This window comes from Mesoplasma coleopterae, from assembly GCF_002804245.1.
GTDB classification, from domain to species: Bacteria; Bacillota_I; Bacilli_A; order Mycoplasmatales; family Mycoplasmataceae; genus Mesoplasma; species Mesoplasma coleopterae.
The window spans coordinates 205806-228252 of sequence record NZ_CP024968.1 but is presented as its reverse complement, the minus strand read 5'-3'; the positions used below and the strand labels follow the sequence as shown (position 1 = coordinate 228252).

Annotated in this window: 15 protein-coding genes and 2 rRNA genes; 1 reads left to right on the top strand and 16 read right to left on the bottom strand. The window is 29.5% G+C overall.

The annotated features are described in order from the left end of the window. Positions 1-67: 67 nt before the first annotated feature. From MCOLE_RS01025 to thrS, 5 genes are all read right to left on the bottom strand, one after another. Entirely contained in the window at positions 68-2233 is a 2166-nt protein-coding gene (locus MCOLE_RS01025) for a PTS fructose transporter subunit IIABC (protein ID WP_100670674.1), read from the bottom strand. A gap of 9 nt (positions 2234-2242) precedes the next feature. Then, positions 2243-3178: a 1-phosphofructokinase gene (gene pfkB / locus MCOLE_RS01020; RefSeq protein ID WP_100670672.1), complete on the bottom strand. Its 936-nt coding sequence runs from the start codon at positions 3176-3178 to the stop codon at positions 2243-2245. 13 nt (positions 3179-3191) lie between these two features. After that, positions 3192-3884 carry a DeoR/GlpR family DNA-binding transcription regulator gene (locus MCOLE_RS01015; protein ID WP_100670670.1) on the bottom strand — a complete coding sequence of 231 codons (693 nt, stop codon included), beginning with the start codon at positions 3882-3884 and terminating at the stop codon, positions 3192-3194. Between the two features lie 138 nt (positions 3885-4022). Next, the gene (gene trxA, locus MCOLE_RS01010; protein WP_100670668.1) at positions 4023-4331 is read right to left on the bottom strand and encodes a thioredoxin; all 309 of its coding nucleotides are present in this window, start codon (positions 4329-4331) and stop codon (positions 4023-4025) included. Positions 4332-4376: 45 nt separating this feature from the next. Next, complete coding sequence (thrS, locus tag MCOLE_RS01005; protein WP_100670666.1) at positions 4377-6311, bottom strand: threonine--tRNA ligase; 1935 nt, start codon at positions 6309-6311, stop codon at positions 4377-4379. A gap of 325 nt (positions 6312-6636) precedes the next feature. On the opposite strand from thrS, the gene MCOLE_RS01000 reads away from it, so the two are divergent. Next, on the top strand, positions 6637-7086 hold the full coding sequence (locus MCOLE_RS01000; protein WP_100670664.1) for a nuclear transport factor 2 family protein: 450 nt from the start codon (positions 6637-6639) through the stop codon (positions 7084-7086). A 50-nt stretch (positions 7087-7136) separates the two neighbouring features. On the opposite strand, the gene pyk is transcribed toward MCOLE_RS01000, so the two are convergent. From pyk to MCOLE_RS00940, 11 genes are all read right to left on the bottom strand, one after another. After that, positions 7137-8573 (bottom strand): pyruvate kinase, encoded by a 1437-nt coding sequence (gene pyk / locus MCOLE_RS00995; protein ID WP_100670662.1) that lies wholly within the window; start codon positions 8571-8573, stop codon positions 7137-7139. A gap of 52 nt (positions 8574-8625) precedes the next feature. Then, on the bottom strand, positions 8626-9597 hold the full coding sequence (pfkA, locus tag MCOLE_RS00990) for a 6-phosphofructokinase (protein ID WP_100670660.1): 972 nt from the start codon (positions 9595-9597) through the stop codon (positions 8626-8628). Positions 9598-9721: 124 nt separating this feature from the next. Further along, positions 9722-10558 (bottom strand): SDR family oxidoreductase, encoded by an 837-nt coding sequence (locus tag MCOLE_RS00985; RefSeq protein WP_100670658.1) that lies wholly within the window; start codon positions 10556-10558, stop codon positions 9722-9724. A gap of 17 nt (positions 10559-10575) precedes the next feature. Further along, positions 10576-11415, bottom strand: a complete 840-nt coding sequence (locus MCOLE_RS00980) for an SDR family oxidoreductase (RefSeq protein WP_100670656.1) — start codon at positions 11413-11415, stop codon at positions 10576-10578. A 72-nt stretch (positions 11416-11487) separates the two neighbouring features. Next, positions 11488-11967, bottom strand: coding sequence for a MerR family transcriptional regulator (locus tag MCOLE_RS00975; protein ID WP_100670654.1), 480 nt, complete (start codon positions 11965-11967; stop codon positions 11488-11490). 8 nt (positions 11968-11975) lie between these two features. After that, the gene (locus MCOLE_RS00970) at positions 11976-12938 is read right to left on the bottom strand and encodes a GMP reductase (protein ID WP_100670652.1); all 963 of its coding nucleotides are present in this window, start codon (positions 12936-12938) and stop codon (positions 11976-11978) included. Between the two features lie 202 nt (positions 12939-13140). Next, entirely contained in the window at positions 13141-13980 is an 840-nt protein-coding gene (locus MCOLE_RS00965) for an HAD-IIB family hydrolase (protein ID WP_100670650.1), read from the bottom strand. Between the two features lie 1037 nt (positions 13981-15017). After that, entirely contained in the window at positions 15018-16607 is a 1590-nt protein-coding gene (locus MCOLE_RS00955; RefSeq protein ID WP_100670646.1) for an ATP-binding cassette domain-containing protein, read from the bottom strand. 71 nt (positions 16608-16678) lie between these two features. Further along, on the bottom strand, positions 16679-18925 hold the full coding sequence (locus MCOLE_RS00950; protein ID WP_164704223.1) for a class III lanthionine synthetase LanKC N-terminal domain-containing protein: 2247 nt from the start codon (positions 18923-18925) through the stop codon (positions 16679-16681). A gap of 259 nt (positions 18926-19184) precedes the next feature. Beyond that, positions 19185-19292 (bottom strand): 5S ribosomal RNA (gene rrf, locus MCOLE_RS00945). Between the two features lie 64 nt (positions 19293-19356). Beyond that, positions 19357-22270 (bottom strand): 23S ribosomal RNA (locus MCOLE_RS00940). Positions 22271-22447 lie beyond the last annotated feature (177 nt).

The window sequence follows — 22447 nt, the reverse complement described above, 5'->3', positions numbered from 1 at the left end:
TTGAAAAAAAATATAGAGTTTTTTGGAAAGAAAAAAACCTTAAATAAATAAGGTTTTTATTTAAATATTAATTGGTAATAACTAATTTACCTTTTTTAATATCATATGTTTTTCAAAATCCTAAGATTGTTGCCATAACTACTGTACCAACAACGATTGCTAAGATGTATAAACCTACACCTAAACCAATTGCTCCACCTGAATTCATTTGTTCTGGGTTTGTTCCAAGTAATCCAGATTTTAATAACGGGAATACTGCTATTCCACCATGAGGTGCTCCTAAAGTAATTTTACATCCACCAACAATTAAACCAGTGATTGTTCCACCAGCCATTGCAGAAACTGAAATTCTTTTTGGATCAGTTACCATGAATGGTATAGCTCCTTCTGAAATAAAGAATGCTCCCATTAGTCAGTTAGCTTTTGCTGAATCTTTTTCTTTTGTTGTTCATGCATTTCTAAATAATAAAGTACACAATGCAATTCCTAGAGGTGGAACCATTCCACCAGCCATAGCAGCTGCCATTGTAACAGTTATTAAAGGATCGTTACCTAAACCACCAGAAACTGATAAAGTTCCAGTTACATAAGCTATTTTATTGATTGGTCCCCCCATATCAATACACATCATTAATCCTAGGATAGCTCCTAATAATATTAATAAATTATGATCAGCTAGTAATTTTAAGAATTGTTGTAGACCATACATTGTATAACCTAAAGGAATATTTAAAGCAAACATCGCTAAAGAAATACCTAAAAGTGATAATACAGGAATTAGAACTATATCTCTTACTCCATGGAAAGATTTTTTGAATTTTTTGAATCCCAATGTTAATCCAAAAACTATAAGGGCTGCCACATATGCACCAACCATACCCCCAATAAATCCTGATTGCATAGGAATTATAGTTTCTCCTTTTTCATTTAAAGGAAATAATACTGATCATAATCCTGATCAACCACCCGGTTTATTTGCATATGCAAATCCACCTGTTCCATCTGCAAGTATACCTGCAATGAAACCTGGCATTAATCCTTGCGGACCAACAATTGTATATGAAATATACGCCGCTAAAACAGGAACCATCATCATCATACCTGTTTTTCCAATGGCTGAGAATCAGCCAGCAACTTGACTATGAGTTCCAAAATTACCCATTCAATAATTAGTTCATTCTGTTAACATATCAACTTTAGATTTATCATATATATTGTTATATCAATAATCAAATGTTGCACCAGTCATTCCTGGAACATTTCCATTACCTGCTGCGAAGTCAATTAAGAATCCAATTCCTAATATTATCCCTCCAGCAACAACAAATGGTAACATTCTTGAAACTCCGGCTAGTAAGTTTCCTTTAACTTGCGCGAATTTTTTTAATGAAAAATCATCACTTACTTCATCATCTTTTGAAGATACAGCTTTTGCTGTAGTAGTTTTATCTGTTTTTCCAAATTCCTCAATTAATTGTTTTCCATTAAAAATTGCATCTTTAGTAGTTGTATCAATTACTTGTTTACCACTAAATCTACCCATACCTTGTAAGTTTTTGTCGTGAGCTAAAATAATCACCTTAGCATTATCAACATCTTCTTGAGTTAATTTATTTTCAGTTCCTCTACGTCCTTGAGTTTCAATTTTTACACTTAAACCTAATTCTGTAGCATACTCAATTAATTTTTCTTCTGCTAAATATGTATGAGCAATCCCTGTTGGACATGCTGTTATACCAATAACATCATATTTCCCATCTTGTGCTTCAATTTTTTTAGTTTGTGAATCTATGTCAAAAGCTTTTGAAAGATCTTTAAAAGTTTTTGCACTTCTTAATGCCTCTTGAAATTCAGGTTTCATTAAGAATTTTGATAAATCAGCCAATGCACCCAAGTGTGCTTCACCTTTTTCATCATTTGTAGCAATCATAAAGATTAGGTCTACTGGTTTGTTATCTAAACTTTGTCAGTCTATCGGTGATTTTAAACTTAAGAAAGCAATACAAGGTTCTTTAACTGTATTGTTAATTGCGTGAGGAATACCAATTCCATCACCCATACCTGTTGATGCTTCTCCTTCTCTTTTTAAAATCGCATCTTTAAAAGTTTTTTTGTTAGCTATCATTTTTTGTGATGATAATTTATCAACTAAAAAATCAATAACTTCTTTTTTTGATTTTAAATCTGCTTGAAAGACTGAAACTTTAGATTTAAATAAATCTTTTAATTCCATAATTGTCTCCTATTTTATTTTGTTAACTTTAATTTCTTCTTTTAGTCTTAAAATGTCGTCTTTTAATCCAAGTCATTCAGTAAAAGCTGTTGCTCCACCTGCTGCTGCACCAAATTGTAAACACTCTTCAACTGATAAATTTTTATATAATCCATATGTGAATCCCGCAATCATACTATCACCTGATCCAACTGAATTAACTAATTTACCTTTAGCAATTCCTGTTTCATAAATCGAGTTATCTTCTGCAAAAAAATAACTTCCTTTGCTTCCTCTGCTTAATAAAACGTTTTTAGCACCTAATGATTTTAATTTTTGAACCATTTCTGTCACTTCTTCAAATGAGTATTCTTTGAATGGTAAACTTAATATTTCACAAATTTCTTCAACATTAGGTTTTATTAAGTAGGGTTTTGCTTTTAATCCATTTAGCATACTTTCTTTTGAAGTATCTAAGATGAATATTGCACTCTTCTCATTTGCAATATTTCCTATTTCTTCATAAATATTATTTTCAACACCAGCTGGTATACTTCCAGCTGCTACTAGAATATCACCGTTTTTTAAGTTTTTTCTTAAAAAATCTTTTAATTTATTTATTATTTCTAAGCTAACTGTTGATCCTAAACCATTTAATTCAGTTTCTTCAAATTTAGCTAAATTTTTTATTTTCAAATTTGTTCTTGTGGCACCTTTGTTTATAAAGAATTCATTGTTCAGTTTGTTTTCTTGAAACTTTTCTAAAAATGAACTTTTATTGTTTGAACCCAAGATACCAGTTGATAAAACTTCTGCTTCTAAATTATTTAAAACTATAGAAACATTAATACCTTTACCACCAATTACTACATATTCATTTTTGTAATAATTTGTTTCTCCGATATTAAATCCATCAGTTTCAATTATATGATCTAAAGCAGGATTTAATGTAACTGTATATATCATTTTTTTCCTCTTTTTATATTAATTTAATTGATTCTTTGTCAGCAAATTTATAAAAGGATTTTCGATCCATTTTGCTTGAATCAGCTAATCCATAGCTTTCTCTTGAATTTTTTATTACCTCAATTTTTATTTGAGCATGTTCTGGACTTGTTGTGTAAATGAATCCTTCTTCATCTACAGCATTTACTCCTAAAAATGCTTTGTCAAAAATATAGTTTTTTAAGGCCTCAAGAGCTTCAAATCCTAAAATAGCTCCTGTTACATTTGTAAACTTACCACCAAGTAAGTAAACATTCTCGTGACCGTTTTTTACTAGTTCCAAAACATTATAAATAGAATTGGTTACTATTTGTAAATTGAGGTCAGCTTTTAAGTTCTTAGCAATAAAATAACCATTAGATCCTGAATCAATAAATATTGAATCATTCTTGTTAATTTTTTTTATTGCTTTATTGGCAATTGTTTCTTTTTCTTTAACATTATCTTTAATTTTCTTTTCAAAAAAATCTTCATAGATAAATGCTGGTTCCTTGTACTCAACTCCACCATGCAACTTAACTATTTTATTTAATTCTTCAAGTTCAGTTAAGTCTCTTCTTAAAGTTGTAAGTGGAATTTTTAATTCATTTGAAAGGGTTTCAACAGCAACAATTTTCTTACCCTTTAAAAAATTTAAAATTATTGTTTGTCTTTGTTTTTTAATCATATATCCCTTTCTAACTTCATATTACCAAAAAAAACCAAAAAAAACCAAAATTTGGATTTAATTTTCTTTATTTTTATTTAATTATATAGTAAAAAATGGATTTTTTTCCAAATAAAAAAGACCTAGGTCTTTTTGAAATTATTTAATAAAGTTTTCTAATTTTGTTGGATCCATAAATCCTACATTTTTCTTTGCTTCTTTTCCTTCTTCAAATAACATTAAAGTTGGAATTGACATAACTTGGTATTGTTGTGCAACCTCAGGAACTAAATCTACGTCCAAATCAATAAATTTAATACCTTCTGTTTTTTGAGCTAGCATATGCACTAAAGGCATTTGCATTTTACAAGGCCCACATCATGTTGCATTAAAATCAACAAATGTTTTCCCTTCACTAATAATTTTATCGAACTCTTCTTTTGATGAAACTTTAATCATTTCTGCCATAATTATATTCTCCTTTGTTTCTTTGTATTTATAGTTTATATCAAACTATTTCTTATTACAAATTAAATCTAATATCATATTTTTAAATTCTTCTAGTTTGACTGTAGTTTGTTGCTCACTACCATATTGGCGATAAGTTACTAAATTATCTTTTCTTTCCTGATCTCCAATAACTAACTGATATGGTATTTTACTTGTTTGAGCATCACGTATTTTATAGCTTAAGCGTTCATCCCTTAAATCAACATGTGTTCTAACAAAGTCCTTTTTCAAATATTTTCTTACTTCTTGCGCATATGCAATATTTTCTTCGCTACCAACAGGTATAATTTCAACTTGGTTTGGTGCTAATCATAAAGGTAATACACCTTTAGTTTGTTCTAATAATGTTGCTATAAAACGTTCATAAGTTCCAATAACACCTCTATGAATCATAATCGGTGCTTTAAATTCTTGATTTTGATCAACATATGTTACATCAAACTTTTTGGGTAATAAGAAGTCTAATTGAATTGTTGAAACTGTAATTTCATGATTTTGAGCAGTTTTAATTTGAATATCTAATTTAGGACCATAGAATGCTGCTTCTCCGATGCATTTTTTATAATCAATTTTTAAGTCTTGTAGCACTTTTTCTAAAGCCGCTTCTGCTTCATCTCACATTTTATCATCTTGATAATATTTAACTTTATCTTCAGGATCTCTTAAACTTAAACTTAAGTAATCAATTTGAATATTAAATGTTTGTAACACTTCATTAATCATTTTGTAAATTGATTTAAATTCAGCTTCAACTTGATCTGGTCTTACAAAAATATGACTATCTGTTAATTCCATAGCCCTTACACGTTCTAAACCTGTTAGACTACCACTTGATTCATATCTATGTTGTAAAGCATGTTCTGCAATTCTTAAAGGTAAGTCTCTATAACTTCTTTGCTCTTGTTTATAAACAGCAACGTGGTGTGGACAGTTCATTGGTCTTAGAATAAATTGTTCATCGCTTCCACTACCACCATTAAATGGTTGAAACATGTCTTCACCATAGTGATCTCAGTGCCCAGATTTTTTATACAATTCAACTGTACCAATAACTGGTGTAGTCACATTTATATAGTCATATTCTCATTCTTTTTCCTTAATGAAATTTTTAATTTGTTCTTTAATAATTGTTCCATTTGGCATTCATAAGGGTAATCCTGGTCCAACTAAATGATCAAAACCAAATATTTTCAAAGTCTTATTAATAATTCTGTGGTCCCTGCTTCTTCTGTCTTCTAAAATATCTTTTTTAGCAGTTAATGTTTCAATGCTTTCAGCAGCCATACCATGAATTTTTTGCAGCATAATGTTATCTGAATGATTTAATCAGTATTCACCAGTTAATTGTTGAACTTCAACAACTTTAATATTTTTTAAATTTAAAGCTATTGGATGTTTTGAAACTATTGATACACCATTTAAAGTGTAGACACTAACTTCTCCATAAGTTTTAAACATTTCTTTTGCTAAATGTTTTTGGTATTCATTATCATTAAATAATTCTTCTGCTTCCTTTAATTCCATTTCTCTAGAAATAATAGAATCGTTTTTAATAATTTGGTTAACTTTATTTTGAATGTTTTGCATTTCTTCTAAACCAATTCGTGGTTCAACTTCAAAAGTGATACCATATTCTAATTCGTCTTCTTTATACAATACTTTTGCCAATTTAACATCTTTAAATAATTCTGAAATAGCTACTCCTGTTACAAAAGCGGCAGTGTAGTTTAAAGTTTTATAAAAATCTTCATGTTTAGTTGTTATTAATTCTAAAGTTGAATCTTTTCCAACAATATAATCAACTGAAACATATCTTCCATTAACTTTTGCAGCTGTTGTTGCTTTTTTCAGACTTATTGCAATAGCTTCAGCTATTGATTTAACGTTCATTGCTTGATCAAATTCTTTAATTGATCCGTCTAATAATTTTATTTTCATACTTTTTCCTCCTTAAAAAAACAAAAACGCCCCTATTTATTTAGGAGCGTTTTAAACGCGGTACCATCCTAATTCGTACTAAATTAAAAAATTTAATACCTTAATTCAAGGTTTATCGCACCCAACGTAACATTATTTATTTGGTAGTAATGACTATCTATCTTTATTGTTTTTCAGCACCAACAACTCTCTTTAAAAGAATCAATAGTATCGTGTCCAAAATGTTAATTAATATTCACTTTACAAAAATAATTATACAATATTTTCTTTTGATTATAAAAGTTATATACTTTATTTGTGCAAAAAAACTAAAGGGAGAATTAAAATGGAAAAAGAATTAGTTTTAAAAGAATTTTATGAGGCATTTACTAAAGGCAATTCTAAAAAAATGAATAGTTTATATGATCAATCAATTATTTTTAATGACCCCATTTTTAAAGATCTTAATAATAAACAAGTAACTAATATGTGAAAGTCATTGCTTTCAAATAAAAAAGAATCAAAATTTGAAGTTTCATATGAAATTATAAAAGAAAATGAAGATATTTTTGTTAGATGAACAGCGACATATTTATTTGGCCCTAAAAAAAGAAAAGTAACTAATGTTGTAGATTCAAAAATGGAAGTCGTAAATGGAAAAATAGTTAAACATACAGATTCATTTAACTTTAAAAAATGAGCAAAACAGTCAATTGGTGGACCTGCTTATATTTTTGGTAATCAAAAGTGATTTAAAAACAAAGTTTCAAAAGCTGCTCTTGAAAAAATAGTTTAACAAGTAAAAAAAATCTACCTTTCGGTAGTTTTTTTATTATTTAATTTGAATTAAACTACTGTTATTTCACGAATATCTTTGTTTCTTACAACTAAGATTTTTGATCCTGATTTTGCACCTCATAATTTTGCAATTTCTGAGATTTGAGCAATATTTTCTTCTAATTCTAATAAGTTAGCAGTTTTATTCATGAAGATTGAGTGTCATACACCAAATGCAGTTCATAATCTTTCTGATTCACTTACCCCTAAAATAGTTACGTTTGGTCTGAATTTTGAAATAGTTTTTAATAAAGCTCCAGTTCTTGATAAAACAACAGCAAATTCATATTGTCCATCACGAGTTCTTTCAGCTAAGTCCATTGCTATATCAGCACGTGGTCCACTAGTTGAATTTTTAGCGTTTTCTAATTGAGTTTGGTAGTAGGCTTTTTTGTAGAATTCAATTTCAGCACGTTTGTTAATTGTAGCCATTGTATTTACAGTAATGAATGGATAATCTCCAGCTGCTGATTCTCCTGATAACATTGTAGCATCTGCTCCTAATTCAGTAGCAAAGTAAACGTCAGTAACTTCAGCTCTTGTAGGTGCTGGGTTTTCTGTCATAGTTTCTAACATTTGAGTAGCAACAATAACAACTTTACCTGCTTCACGACATTTTCTGATAATAATTTTTTCTCAGTATGGTACATCGTAGTAAGGAATTTCTAATCCTAAGTCTCCACGAGCTATCATAATTCCATCTGATGCTTCAATAATTGCATCAATGTTATCAATTCCAACTTGTGATTCAATTTTTGAAATAATTTGAATATCTGATCCATTAGCTTCTGCTAAAATATCACGGATTTCTTTTACATTTTCAGCAGAGTTAACAAATGATGCAGCAATGTAGTCAACACCTTGTTCTACTCCATATTTAATATCGTTGATATCTTTTTGTGCTAAGAATGGCATTGAGAAATCAACACCTGGTAAATTAACACGTTTGTTAGTTTTAACTAAGTGATTATTGAAAGCAACAGCTTTAACTACACCTGGTTTAACTTCTTCAACAGTCATTTCCAATTTACCATCATCAATTAAAATTGTATCTCCAATTTTTAGGTCAACTGACATATCGTATGCAACTGTCATTTCTCCTGATAAACATTCTTTGTTTTTGAATGATTCAGCATCTGTGTAAATTGTAATTGCTTGGTTTGCAACTACTTCTTGTTTTCCGTCTACAAATTTACCAACACGAATTTCTGGTCCCTTTGTATCTAATAAGATTGAAATAGGTTTTCCTAATTCTTCTCTAACTTTTTTTGCTCCAGCAATTCTGTATCCTTGTTCTTCATAATCACCATGTGAAAAATTCAAACGGATTGTTGTCATTCCATTTTCAAATAATTCTTTTATTTGTTCTGGTTCATTTGTTGAAGGACCAGTTGTAGTAATAATTTTAGTACGTTTTACACGTGCTTGTAATTCTTTCTTGTTCATTTATTTTTTTCTCCTATGTACTTTTTCAATATATATTTTAAATTATTTTTTCCTATTTTGATATCTTTGCGTTCAATAATCTTATTTTTTCGATAAATTCTGTCTTATCTGGCTTTGGCATATTCAATGTTGACTCAATATCTCTTGCAACAAGTTTGTTTTCACTTAGACCAATGTATAATCCACCTTTACCTTCAATTAATTTTTCAACCGCGTAAAGTGCTGCTGTGAAAGCTAAATAACGATCCATTCCTGATGGGCGTCCACCTCTTTGAACGTGACCTAAAATTGTTGCTCTTGTTACATAACCGCTTGCTTCTTCAACTTTTTTCGCTAATTCATTAGCATCAAATTGTTTTTCGCTAACTAAAATAATTAAACTTCTATGGTTTACTTCAGCGAACTTTTTAGCTTGTTCACAAATTTGTTCAATAGTTAATTTACTTTCACTTGGCGAAAATATTTCTGCTTGAGTTGCGATAGCTGCATAAGTAACTAAGTCACCACAACCATTTCCCATAACTTCAATTACAGCTGCACGATTGTGTGATTGCATAGTATCTCGAACTTTTTCAATTGATTCAATAACTGTATTTAATGCTGTATCAAATCCAATTGTGTAATCACTTGAAACAATATCATTATCGATTGTTCCAGGTAAACCAATACAATTAATTCCCATTTCTGTTAATCTTTGAGCTCCCATGTAACTTCCATCTCCACCAATTACAACTAATGCTTCAATGTCATGAGCTTTTAATTGATCAACAGCTTTTTGTCTTACACTTTCTTCTTTGAATTCTGGTAATCTAGCTGAACCTAAAACAGTCCCACCTTTTGAAATAATTTCTAAAGCAAATTTAGAATCTAATTTTTCAAATCAACCATTAATTAAACCTTTATATCCATCTCTTACACCATAAACTTCAATGCCTTGAGCTTCAGCTGCTTTAACAACTCCAGCAATTGCATTGTTCATTCCAGGTGCATCTCCTCCTGAAGTTAAAACTCCAATTCTTTTCATATTACCCCTTCTTTCATAAAATAAGAATACTTTCTAATTATACTAAACATCTTGTTTTTATGCTCTATGTTTTAAGGAGAAAAAATGAAATAAATAATAAAAAAACCAACATAGTTGGTTTCTTTTATCTTACGTGTAAATCAGTTGCTTCAGTTTTAAGAATTTCCATATCTTCTTTTATTTGTTTTATTTTATTTTCAGCGTATTCATATGAATCTCTACCTGTAAAAATATGAACTGGAGGGACTTTGTCACCTTTAGTAATATCAATTACAAAGTCACAATATCTTTCAGGATCTCCATCCTGTTGTTTATCAAAAGAAGCTAGATTATTGAATCATGTGTCTCTTCCCTCTTTATAATCTGAAATTGTTTCTTCTCCAGTAATTAATGATCCTGAACTTAAGAAATTTGTTCTGAATCCACCTGGTTTTATACATGACACAGTTATACCTAATGGTTTTAATTCGTGACTGATTGATTCAGTTCAACCATCAGTCGCAAACTTAACAGCTGCATAAGTACTATTATATGGAACACCTACATATCCTCAAATTGATGAAGTTGTAAATATATGTCCATACTTTTGTTTACGCATCACTGGTAAAACTGAACGAGTTACATTGATTGTTCCAAAGAAATTTACTTCAAAACATTCTCTAATTTGTTTGTCTGTTGATTCTTCAAATGTTCATAATTGACCATAACCAGCATTATTTAATAAGATGTCAATTGATCCAAATTCTGATACAGTTTTTGCAACAGCATCGTCTATTTCTTTTTGGTTTGAAAGATCTACTTTTAAAGCTAGTAAGTTTTTATTTGCTCCTAGTTCATCAATTAGTTTTTGGGGATTTCTAGTTGTAGCAGCAACTTTATGTCCTTGCTCTAAAAGTTTTTTTGTTATCCCTAGACCAAATCCTTGACTTGCTCCAGTTATAAATCATACATTGTTTTTCATTTTTTATATATCCTTAATTAATTTTCAAAATGTAAGTTAGTTGCTTGTGCTTCTAATTCATCCATATCTTTTTGAACTGCTGAAATTTTATTTTTAGCAATTTCATAAGCATCTCTTCCTGCAAATATATGCATTGGTGGTACAGATTCATTTTCTGTTAATCCAATAATAAATTCTGCATATTTTTGTGGATTTCCGTCTTGGTAACCGTTTCATGATTTAACTGTGTTAACTCATTCATCTCTACCTGCTGCATATTCTTCAATTGTTGATTTTCCTGTTTGTAAAGAGTCTGAAGTTAAGAAGTTTGTTCTTACTCCTCCAGGTTTAATACTTGAAATACTAATTCCTACAGTTTTTAATTCATGGCTAATTGATTCTGCAAATCCATCTAAACCAAATTTAACTACAGCATAAACACTGTTGTAAGGAACAGTACCATATCCTCAAGCTGATGAAGTTATGTAAATGTGTCCATGTTTTTGTTTACGCATTACTGGTAAAACTGCATGAGTAACATTTAAAGTACCAATTAAGTTAGTTTCAATGTTTCCTTTTACATCTTCCATATCTGTTTCTTCAAAAGTTCACATTTGTGAGTAACCAGCATTATTTAATAAGATGTCAATCCCACCAAATTTTTCTACTCCTGAAGCAACTGCTTTTTCAACTGCTTTTAAATCTTTGATATCTACTGATAAAGCTAATAAATTTTCGTTAGCTCCAATAGCTTGTTCAATTTTATCTTTATTACGACTTGTCGCAATAACTTTATGTCCTTTTTTTAATAATTCTTTTGTAACTACTAAACCAATTCCTTGCCCAGCTCCTGTTACGAATCATACTTTATTTTTCATTTCAAAATCTCCTTTATATGATTATAAATTGATTCTAAAACATTATAGTAACTATAGTGCAAGCAAAAAATGTTATTTTAATTTTTTTTGTATTATTTCTTCGAAATTAACTGGATTTCATTCATCCAATATGTTTTCTTCAAGAATTTTTTTATAATGTTCTTCTTTGCTTGCTAACAATTCAAGCTCAGATTGTAAGCCTTTGATTTTTGAAATTAAATCTTTTTTTTGGTTTTGAATGATTTTTAGTCTTTGAGGAACAGTTGAATCACCTTCCATACATAAATTTATATATTCTCTTATGTTTTTTATTTCCATTCCGGCAGATCTTAGCAAGAAAACCATTTTAAATCATTGCAAATTTTCAACTGTTGTATATCTGTAATTATTATCTTCTCTTTCAAAAAATGGCAGCAAACCTTTTGAATCATAAAATCTTATTGTTTGCTCAGAAACATCAAATATAGTTGCTATTTCTTTAATACCTAACTTTTGTTTTGTTATAACTTTTATATTTTCATTTAATCTTTCACTATTTTTTAAATTATTCATTTTTAAAATTAAAAGTTACTTGTCTTTAAAATTACGTAGTCTACTTTTTTAATAGCTTTTAATGTTTTACCACCTGCATATGAAATAGATGATTGTAAATCTTCTTCCATTTCTTTGTAAGTGTCCATTAATTTCCCACGTACTTTAATAAGTTCCTTTTTCCCTTCTACGTATCTTTTTTCACCTTTGTTATATTCACTTGCACTTCCATAGTACTCTTTAAATAAAACACCATCAACTGTTACATTTTTTCCTGGTGATTCTTCATGAGCTGCAAATAAACTTCCTATCATACACATTGTAGCTCCAAATCTAATTGATTTAGCAATATCACCATTAACTCTTAAACCTCCATCTGCAATGATTGGTTTTGTTGCAGCTTTACTACATCATTTAATTGCTCCAAGTTGTCATCCACCTGTTCCAAAACCTGTTTTTAATTTAGTGATACAAACTTTTCCTGGACCTACACCAACTTTTGTTGCATCTGCTCCTCAGTGTTCTAAATCTCTTACTGCTTGTGGGGTTGCAACATTACCTGCAATAATAAAAGTCTGATCTCCCATTTTAGTTCTAATATGTTGGATCATTTCTTTTACGCTATTTGCGTGTCCATGAGCAATATCAATAGTTATATAATCAGGTATTAAATTTAATTTAGTTAATTCATTAATCATTTTAAAATCTTGTTCTTTAACACCAACACTAATTGATGATATTAATTTCTTTTCTTTCATTTTTTTTATAAATGAAACAGCATCAAAATCAAATCTATGCATTACATAAAAATAGTTTTTTTCTGCTAACATAACAGATAATTCTTCATTAATAACTGTTGCCATATTTGCTGGAACAACAGGCATTTTAAAAGTATGTTTCCCTAGTGTTACAGAAGTGTTACATTCACTCCTCGAATTTACAACACACATGTTTGGTATAAGTTGAATATCTTCATAATCAAAAGCGTACATATTTTTTCCTCTTAAATTCTCTATAGTTCTATTATAAATAAAAATACCTATTTTTTACAAAATAAGTATTTCTAATATATATGATTCATCCGCTATTTAAAAAAAGCGGGATAAAGAATAAAGAGCTAAGTATTATAATTTCAGCCATTAAAATTCACTATTCTTTTTCTTTTTTACTATGATTAAAATATTGTTTAAATTTTTATTTTTTAAAAATTTTGTCATTAATGTATCTTGCTACACCGTCTTGATAATTTGGGTATTCAGTAATATCATAAGCTGTTTCTTTTAATTCATCTAATCCATTTTTCATAGCTATTCCATAATCAACTGCTGCTATTAAAGGAAAATCATTGTAACTATCTCCAAAACCATAAGTTTCATATTGACCTGTATTGTTTAAATATTTATTAATTATTTCAACAGCATATCCTTTATCAATATCTTTTGGAGCAATACTTATTACTCTGTTATGGTAATTATCAATTCTGTAGTCATTTCCATATTTTGATTTTATTTTATTAAAATGATGTAAATAAGTATCTAAATCTGTTCCTTTTTTAGTTATTATAGAAATACTTACGATATCTTCTACAATTTCATTTGATTTTGAAATAACTTTAAATTGTTGTTCCATAATTTCTGCTCATTTTTTGGTGTTTTCTGATTCACCAAATGAATATACAATTTCTTCAGAAGCAAAATTAACTTTGCATTCTTTTTCTTCATCAGCTTCTGTGTAATATAAATCAAATACTTCATTAATAATGTTTTTGTCTACTGTTTTATTTAGTATATATTTTCCAGTTTTAAAATCAAAAATTTGAGCTCCATTATTACCAGCAATAATACCCCCAAGCTCATCAATTTTTAATTGTTTTGCTATATTTTTTAAGTTTTTTAAAGTTCTGGCTGTAACTGGAATTAAGTAACTTCCATTTTCATAAATATTTTTAACTGTGTTAATTGTATAATCAGAAAACTTGTAATCATCAAATAATAAAGTTCCATCACAATCACTAAATGCTATAATTTTTTTCATTTCATGCTTTTCCTTTTTCTATTTAATTATTTTATCAAATAAACATTAAAATAATTTTCAAATACATATTAAAATTGGAAGTGCAGAGCTTCTAAGCGAATGTTTCTAAAATTCATAAGCTGATTTGTAGTTCAGAATTTTGCAAATGAAAAAATTTATTTATTTCATTTAATATTTAAATTATATTAGGATCTTTTAAAATTAGTTTTCTTATGTAAATATCATCTGATTAATTTATTAACGTTTTCATCAGTATCTTTTTCATAAGAGGTATATGTACTACATGTATAACGTCATAGGTTAAGTTCTTGCACAACTTCATGCAGAAGACTAAATTCTTTTCTATTGTTTTTTGTAATTGATTTAATATTTAAATTTTCTTTTGCAATTAATTCATATTTTTTTATTTGCATGCTTCATGGTTTTATTTCCCATTTTAATTGCAAACCCTTCTATGGTAACTCTTTTAAAATAGTATGATTATGATTTTCAAACTACATTACAGCTAATAACTAAATCAATTAAAATGACTAATATTTTTTCTTTGATTAATATTTTTAGGTTTATAAGTAATAGGAATTAAATTCATTTTTGAAATTTCTTATAGACAATGCTCATATTTATTGAATTTTTTTCATCAAAATCTAGGTAAAAGTAAGTCTTTTAGATTTTATTTTAATTTGTTTCTTTCATTTTAATGAACAAATATTGTTAATGTCTATAAGAAAACTGCACATCTTTGGTTTCTAAATAATTGCGGTCTATTTCTTTTATTTCCTCAGAAAATTGTTGATCAATTTTTATTCAATTTTTTAGCTATAAAAGAAACAAACTTTTTTAACACTTTATAGATAGTTTTTCATTTAAAATTGTTTTTATAATTATTGATCCTAACTTTTTTGGGCTTTAATCAGTCGCAAGTTGCTTTTTTGTATCAAAGAAACTGAAATTTCTATCAGATTATTTTTTGATAAGTGTTGCAGTTACATTTTTAATTCGTATTTTTAAAATTGTTTTTAAGATCTTTCATTTCACTATTACAACTTTATAACCTTGTCAAACATTTGATTTTGAATATCAGAAGTATGTGAAATAAATAAAACTGTTAAATCAGAGTTTTTTAGAATTAAATTCTCTATTAATTCAGTATTACTTTTATCTAAACTAGCTGTAGGTTCATCTAAATAAATAACTTTTTTATTTGATAACAGTGCTCTACCTATTGCGATTCTTTGAGCTTCACCTTTAGAAATATCTTTGCATTTAAATGATAAAATATTGTTGTTTTTTGATACTAACTCTTGTAAATTAACTAGTTTAACAATATTAAAAATTTCTTTATCACTAATTGACGAATCGAATAAAGTAATATTTTCTTTAAAACTTGCATCAAAAATAATTGTTTCCTGTTGAACATAATAAATTTGATTTCAAATTTGTTTGCTACTAATTTTTAATAAATTTAAATCATTATTTCAAAGAATTTCACCATCATATTCAGATATTAGGCCAAATAAAATTTTCATAAGTGTGCTTTTACCCACACCACTTCTACCTGAAATTAAATATTTCTTACCCTTTTTAATTTCAAAATTTAAACTATTATATAAATTATTTTCATTAATACTTAAATTTAAGTTTTTAATTTTAATTGAGTTAAAAGGCTCAATTTCATTGATCTTAAGTTCTGTATTTTTAAAAATGAATTTTTTAAACAATTCTTTGCTTCCTAATAAGCCAAAAAAAGCTCCTAGCGATCTTTGCGCATTACCTAAAAAATTTCCAGCCAATTGAGGAACAGCAAAAACTAATCCTATTGGTGCTATTTTATATGAAGCTAATATAACAGTCATTATAACAAGACCAATTTGACAAATAGCACCAATTGAATTAATTCCAGTTATCTGTAAATTTTCAATATTTTTATTTTTTTGTTTATAAGTTTCTAGTTCAAAACTCTTTTGACTGATTATTTCACTAAAGATTTCTGTTTTATCATTATATAAAAATTCTCTATATCCCGAAATTACATCTTCAACTTTTGAAGAAAATTCTTCTTGTTTTAACGAAACTTTGTTTACTATTTTAACCATGGATTTTTGTAAAAGCGAAGGAACAATTAATAAAATAATAAAACATAAAATTGTTACTAATCCCGTTATTCAATTTAATAAAAATATTGCTATTATTGCTAAAAATGCTGTTAAAAATGTTTCAATAAATAAAAACATATTTTCAAAATTTTTACTTTCTATTTGATTTATATCGTTTGTTAATCAACTTATAAGATCTCCTTTATTTTTAGAATCCAAATCTTTTAAATCCAAATTTATAATTTTATTAGAGACTTTATTTCTTAAATATAAATTAAATTCTTTAATTATTTTATTTTTTTGCTGAGTTTGCAAGTATGAAAATAATAAGCATATTCCAAAAGATAAAGCACAAACACCAATTTCTATAAAAAGCAAATTCATTTTTTCTGATGCTCCATTGACTACATCAACAGCTGTATTTATTAAATAACTAATAACGTATCCAGAAAATACTAATGCTGCTGCAGCTATAAAAGCAAGAATAGAAAACCATAGAATACCCATTTTATTTTTTGCATAGACATTTTTCATATATTCATCCCTTTTATTTTTCTATATTAAGGAAATCATACTCTTTTTAATATAAAATAACAATTAAAAATTTATTTTAAAATAATTTCAAGAACGTAAGGACCAATTAGTGTATTTAAAAAATAGTTACTATGATCATTTTCAACTTGTGCTCTAAAAAAACCATTTTTGTCTTTTAAAGTATTTAAAATTTTTTTTATTTCGTTTATTTTTAATAAGGATGTTTGACTTTCACTTAATTTATACAATACAAATAAAATGCCTGGTAATCCATATAAAAAATCTGTTTTTGAGCAAAGCTGCAAATTAATTTCTAATATTTTATTACAATAAAACTTTTTTTTGTTTTTATTAAAAAGTGACAAAATATAGAGAATTCCTGATGTGCCATTACCAAAATAAGGAGATGCTATATTTTTGGTAACATAACATCCATTTTTTAAATTATTAACTAACTCATTTTCAATTTTTTTTATAATTTCTAAAAAATCAAAATTATTTTTTAATTTATTTTGTTTTTCATAATGATAAATAAAAAAGAGAATTCCTGAAATGCCCAAATCGAAAGTTAAATTAAAAGAATTTGAAATATTTTCAATTTCAGCAATAGCGCTGTAATAAATTTTTTCTACAATTTTATTTAATTGAAAATCTTCATTATTATAAATTTTTAAAAGAAAAAAACCTATTCCAGATAATCCATTTTTAAAAGAAAAATCTTTAATAAATAATAGAAAATCTATTTTTTTCATTATTTCTTTTTTATAATCTTTAAGCATTTTATTATTAAATTTACTTTTAAATGTGTTTTCTGAAAAATTATTTTTTAATAAAAATAAATTGCAAAATTTTGTTTGATAATTATTTAATTGAATATTATATACATTTTTAGGGTAAAATAATTTCTTGGTTTTTTTTGTTCACATTGTTTTCGTTTCATATTTTAGTGTTATTTTATTTTTTTGAATATTATTGTTATTTTTTAATAAAAATAAAGTCGAAAAATTAAAGTCAGTAATTTTTAATGTTCTTTTATTTAATTTATTTATAAGTTTCTCAAAGATTTGAATATCAATATTAAAAAGATTACATACATAAGATAATCTTTCATTAATTTTTATCTCTTTTTGCATAGGAAGTAAAAAAGAAAAAGGGGCAAATAAGTCCAATAAAATAAAAAGCAAACTTATTTCATCGCAGCTTTGTTTTTTATAAAAATAGTTATGTTCTGAATTTCTCAAATATGGCTTAAAATCATACAAAAAATTTGATGATTCAAAATCAATTAATATTGGTTCATCATTTTTTATCATTATATTATCTAATTTTAAATCTCCATGAATAATTTTATTATCTTTTAGTATTTTAATCTTATTGACTATTTTTTGAAATATTTCAAGAGATTTACTAACATAATTTTTAATTTCCTTATTTGATGGGTTATTTTGGTTACATATAAATGGGTTATTGGTCATCACTCATTGATTTAAATTTATACCTTCAATAAACTCCTCTATAATATAATAATTTTCTCATTCATAAAATGAATCAATTAATTTTGGTGATATGCTTTTGTTAAGTAAATTACATTTATATTGAACTTTTTCAAGATTTTTAGCAAAATATAATGAATCTATATTTTTTTTCACCAAAAGTGTATTTGGTCTAAATTCTCTAATTATTATTTTTTTCTTATTTTCTAAATAACCCATATAAACATTACCTGAATTATTTTCTTTAATGATATTTTTAATAAAATATTCCTTATTAAGTTTTTTTAATTTGTAAAAATTATATTTTTTGTACTCTCTTTCTAGTGGATCTTTTTTGTTTAAATAAAAAGGTTTTGTTAGATTTTCAGAATAATATTGATTTTTTTTCATTTCTATTAATCTTTCTTCACCGAAAACATAACAGTTTTCACCTTTTAAAATCCCATATCTGTAGTAAATACATTTTGAATCTTTAAATCTTCTATCAGAAAAAATGAAAGGGCCTTCTATTTCTTTTGTTTTTGAATATAAAATATTTATAATATTTATAAATTGCTTTTGATTTAAGCAATAAATAGTTATAAATTTTCCTGTTGAAAATTTATTTGTATGTTTTTGCGAATCTTCAATAATTTTTTTATAACTTGTTTGATATTTAAAATTTAAATTAAATTTAAAACAAATTTTTTTTGTAATATTTAATAATTTTTTGTAATTTTTTAAATTTGCTGATAAGTGTATCTTTCATCCTAATTTCGGTATTTTATTAAAAGTTTTATGGTTTAAATAATAAATATAATTTAAATCACGTTTTTTTCTATACATTTTTAAGTTAAATTCATGAATAAAAAGACTAATGCCTAAAAACATTAGTCAAGAAATAAAAATTTTTATGCTTTACAAATAATTGTTATTTGAATTATCGCCTCACTCGCAAAAACAGGTGTTTCTTTTTCTGTATTTATTTGTAAATCTAGAATTTCATTAATTGTCATGAATTTCGCCTTCCTTTCTATTTATGAAAGATATTACTCTTATAAATCAATAATTAAATAAAAAAAGAATCCTTACGGATTCTTTCACAAACTGGCAGCGTTCTATTTTCTCACAATGCAATATCGTCGACGCTGTAGAGCTTAACTTCTGTGTTCGGTATGGGAACAGGTGTGACCTCTACGCTATGACCACCAGATCTTTTTTTAAATTGTTCTCTGAAAACTGGATATTAGATGATTACATACTCAATTGCTTCTTTTTTCTAAAATTCTCTCGATCTATTAGTAATGGTTAGCTTAATGCCTCGCGACACTTACACATCCATCCTATCAACCTCATAGTCTATAAGGGATCTTACATTCTAAAGAAATGGGAAAATTCATCTTAAAGGAGGCTTCTCGCTTAGATGCCTTCAGCGATTATCCGTTCCACACATAGCTACCCTGCTGTGCCACTGGCGTGACAACAGGAGCACCAGAGGTGTGTCCATTCCGGTCCTCTCGTACTAGGAACAGCTCTCTTCAATTTTCCTACGCCCACAACAGATAGGGACCAAACTGTCTCACGACGTTCTGAACCCAGCTCGCGTACCGCTTTAATGGGCGAACAGCCCAACCCTTGGAACCGACTACAGCTCCAGGATGCGATGAGCCGACATCGAGGTGCCAAACCTCCCCGTCGATGTGAACTCTTGGGGGAGATCAGCCTGTTATCCCCGGGGTAACTTTTATCCGTTGAGCGACGGCCCTTCCACACGGGACCGCCGGATCACTAAATCCTACTTTCGTACCTGTTCGACTTGTAAGTCTCACAGTCAATCACACTTATACTTTTGCGCTCTATGCATGATTTCCAACCATGCTGAGTGTAACTTTGAGCGCCTCCGTTACATTTTAGGAGGCGACCGCCCCAGTCAAACTACCCACCAGACACTGTCCTTAACCCGGATAACGGGTCGAAGTTAGAAATCCAATATAACGAGGGTGGTATTCCAAGGTTGACTCCACTGGCCCTAGCGGTCCAGCTTCAAAGTCTCCCACCTATCCTCTACACGTTATACCAAATTTCAATATCAAGTTATAGTAAAGCTCCACGGGGTCTTTCCGTCTAGTTGCGGGTAACCGGCATCTTCACCGGTACTAAAATTTCACCGAGTCTGCAGCCGAGACAGCGAAGGGATCATTACGCCTTTCGTGCGGGTCAGAACTTACCTGACAAGGAATTTCGCTACCTTAGGACCGTTATAGTTACGGCCGCCGTTCACCGGGGCTTCAATTCGAAGCTTCGCTTGCGCTGACTTCTCCTCTTAACCTTCCGGCACTGGGCAGGCGTCACCCCCTATACTTCGTCTTGCGACTTAGCAGAGAGCTGTGTTTTTGCTAAACAGTTGCCCCTCCCTCTTCACTGCGGCTCAACTTGCGTTGAGCACTCCTTCTTCCGAAGTTACGGAGTTATTTTGCAGAGTTCCTTAGCTACAGTTATCTCGCTTACCTTAGGATTTTCTCCTTGACCACGTGTGTTCGTTATAGGTACAGGCTACTAGTTATTAAGTTAGAAGCTTTTCTTGGAAGCGTAGGGTCATGTACTTCGTTACTAGGCGAACCGTTCACTCCTCATAACACTTCAACGTTTAATACAACACGGATTTGCCTATGTTGCCGTCTTTGTGCTTAACCCAGGACATCCATCACCTGGGATACACTACCTTTCTCCGTCACTCCATCACTAACTAGCAGGTACAGGAATATCAACCTGTTGTCCATCGACTACGCCTTTCGGCCTCGCCTTAGGTCCTGACTAACCCTGGGTGGACGAACCTTGCCCAGGAAACCTTGGTCAAACGGTATGAATGATTCTCACATTCAATCGTTACTCATGCCGGCATAATCACTTCTAATCGTTCCACCAGTCCTCACAGTCTGACTTCATCACAATTAGAACGCTCCCCTATCACTGTATTAAAAATACAATCCGTAGCTTCGGTATTAGGTTTAGCCCCGGTACATTTTCGGCGCAGAATCACTCGACTAGTGAGCTGTTACGCACTCTTTAAATGGTGGCTGCTTCTAAGCCAACATCCTAGCTGTCTGTGCAATTCCACATCCTTACACACTTAACCTAAATTTAGGGACCTTAGCTGACGATCTGGGCTGTTTCCCTCTCGAGCATGGACCTTATCACCCATGTTCTGACTGCCGAGTATCCGACAATGGCATTCGGAGTTTAATTCTATTCAGTACCCCTAGGTGGGGCCATCATAGATTCAGTGCTCTACCTCCATTGTGGTAAACCTCGACGCTATACTTAAATATATTTCGGGGAGAACTAGCTATCTCCGGGTTCGATTGGAATTTCACCGCTAGCCACAAGTCATCCGCGGTCATTTCAACGAACGTCGGTTCGGTCCTCCATTTGGTTTTACCCAAACTTCAACCTGCTCATGGCTAGATCACCCGGTTTCGTGTCTAATGCAACGTACTAAACGCCCTATTAAGGCTCGCTTTCACTACGGCTCCGCATATTCTGCTTAACCTCGCACGATACATTAACTCGCCGGCTCTTTCTACAAAAAGCACGATATCACCCATTAACGGGCTCTATCTTCTTGTAAGCACATGGTTTCAGGAACTATTTCACTCCCCTCTCGGGGTACTTTTCACCTTTCCCTCACGGTACTGGTTCACTATCGGTAAAATGGGAGTATTTAGGCTTGCCGAGTGGTCTCGGCGGATTCCGACAAAATTTCACGTGTTTCGCCGTACTCAGGATCCATCTAAGAGATCAACACATTTCGTATACGGGGGTATCACCCTCTATGCCGCTACTTCCCAGTAGCTTCTACTATATGTTGATTTTGTAACTCTAAAAAGATGTCCTACAACCCCAGCCCGTAGACTGGTTTGGCCTCTTCCGCGTTCGCTCGCCGCTACTAACAGAATCATTATTTATTTTCTTTTCCTCTTGGTACTAAGATGTTTCAGTTCCCAAGGTTCCCTTCTCATAAGCTATGTATTCACTTATGGATAATACGAGATTAATCGTATTGGGTTTCCCCATTCGGATATCACCGGATCAAAGCTCACTTCCAGCTCCCCGATGCTTTTCGCAGGTAATCACGTCCTTCTTCGGCTCCATTTTCCAAGGCATTCACCATGTGCCCTTACTATTTTTTAGAAAAAATCTTAAAGCAATTGATAATTGATTCAGTAAAAATTTATTTTTATTTGTTAAAAATTGTTGATTTATTTTAATCTTTTACAATGCTTTTCATCTAATATTCAGTTTTCAAAGAACAATTCTCTTTCAGAGATTATATTTAAATAATCCCTGAAAACTAAATAGAACATATAA